Consider the following 1,541-nt stretch of genomic DNA (forward strand, 5'->3'; position numbering starts at 1 on the left):
GCATCAGCTTCACCGTCACGCTCACCGCTGCCGTCGATACCGTCACCGCCGCCCGCGGGATCTTCCCCGGGACAGTCGCCGACCTGGTCGGCGCGGTCGGCCGGGCCGCCCTGGACGACCTCCTACCCGCCCACCGCCGTCGACGCGTCAAGGCCCGCACCCGCAAGAACCCCACAAGCAAGTACGGACCCAACGCCGGACAGCACCCCCAGCAAACACAGAACTACACCGTCCGCGCCGACATCGGATTCTTCGAGCACGGCCTCAGCAGCCGCTCACGGCGCTAACACAACGGTGTTGGTCCGCAGGTCGCTGCCTGATCTTGTGGCGGCTGTCCAGGATAGGCAACTACTCAGACAAGAGTGTGGCTGCCATGACAGAGATCAGTCGGATTGTGCAGTCTCGCGCTGACGGAGCAGGTCGTATCCCACGAACTCGAACAGCCGGGTGCCGGTGCGAAGGGGTCGAGGCGTGCCGGTGAACCGGTGCACACCGACCCCGAAGCCAGCACCCGGCTCCGACAGCCACTTCAGTTCGAAACCCTGCTCACAGAACCAATCGCAGATCATGGGCACTCGGTCGGGGGCGGCACGGTTGCGGGTCCAGATGACGGTGCCACCGGTCTTGCACAACTGACCGCAAGCGCCGATGGTGTGCTCGATGTCGCTGTCGGTGATGTTCCCGAAGACACCGCAGATCAGAACGAGGTCCGCGGGGGTCATGTCCCGGTACTGGTCGATGAGGGAGGCGTCGCCCGTCACCACCTCGACCTGGTCCAGCTTTGCCAGGCGGGCCGTCTCCGAAGCCGTGGCGGTGGTACGGGCGTCCAACTCGACAAGCCTCGTCCGCACCTCGTGGCGGCGCGGATGATCGGACAAGACGGGGAGAAAGTCACGACCGTCCCCGGCGCACAGGCTGATCACCTTAAGCGGCCCGGCGGGCGCATCGTCCAGGGCAGCCCGGGTCTGCGATTGCACGGCCCGCAGCCTCCGTGCCATCCAGGAGTCCGCTACATCGTACTTGTCATGCCAGCCATTCCAGTCCATTGCCGCACCCTACGGCCGACCACGAGCCGCAGACGATCCGATTTCGATCACCGCAGGGCAACCGCTGCAGTGACCGCGAAGAATCACAGCCCGTCAGGTCGCGGCGGTCACGTCCGCCGTCATCGGGACAACCGTCGAGCGGCCACCGGTCTTGACGATTACTCCGAGCGCGAATGCCTCACCCAGCCGGGCGACCACTGCTGACCGTGCCCGTTCACCAGATCCCTGAATCGCTCGGCGGCCTTCTCCTCACTGCAGACCTCCGATTCCTGCTTGGCGCTCCGCGCGCCGCCAGCCGTCCACAGCACGGGTCTTGATTGATGCCATGGGGAGGACCCCGTACGACAGGGCGGTATTGACACGGTGTTGACGTTATCGACACAGAGAGGGTCCCTGACCCGCGTTTCCGCAGGTCAGGGACCCTCTGATCATGTGGAGCCTAGTGTCCTGAGTCGGTAGTCCGCGTGCGGTTGTAGGGTAGGGTAATGCCTGGTC

At 65.3% G+C, this 1,541-nt stretch carries 2 protein-coding genes; one reads left to right on the top strand and one right to left on the bottom strand.

Annotated elements, in window-relative coordinates:
* The coding region (locus tag H300_RS29575) for a hypothetical protein (RefSeq protein ID WP_199779237.1) at positions 1-287 on the top strand (287 nt) is incomplete at its 5' end.
* 96 nt (positions 288-383) lie between these two features.
* Here H300_RS29575 and H300_RS0121670 read toward each other — a convergent pair.
* Entirely contained in the window at positions 384-1,046 is a 663-nt protein-coding gene (locus H300_RS0121670; RefSeq protein WP_028429051.1) for a class I SAM-dependent methyltransferase, read from the bottom strand.
* Positions 1,047-1,541: the final 495 nt, after the last annotated feature.

Source organism: Streptomyces sp. TAA040 (assembly GCF_000424845.1).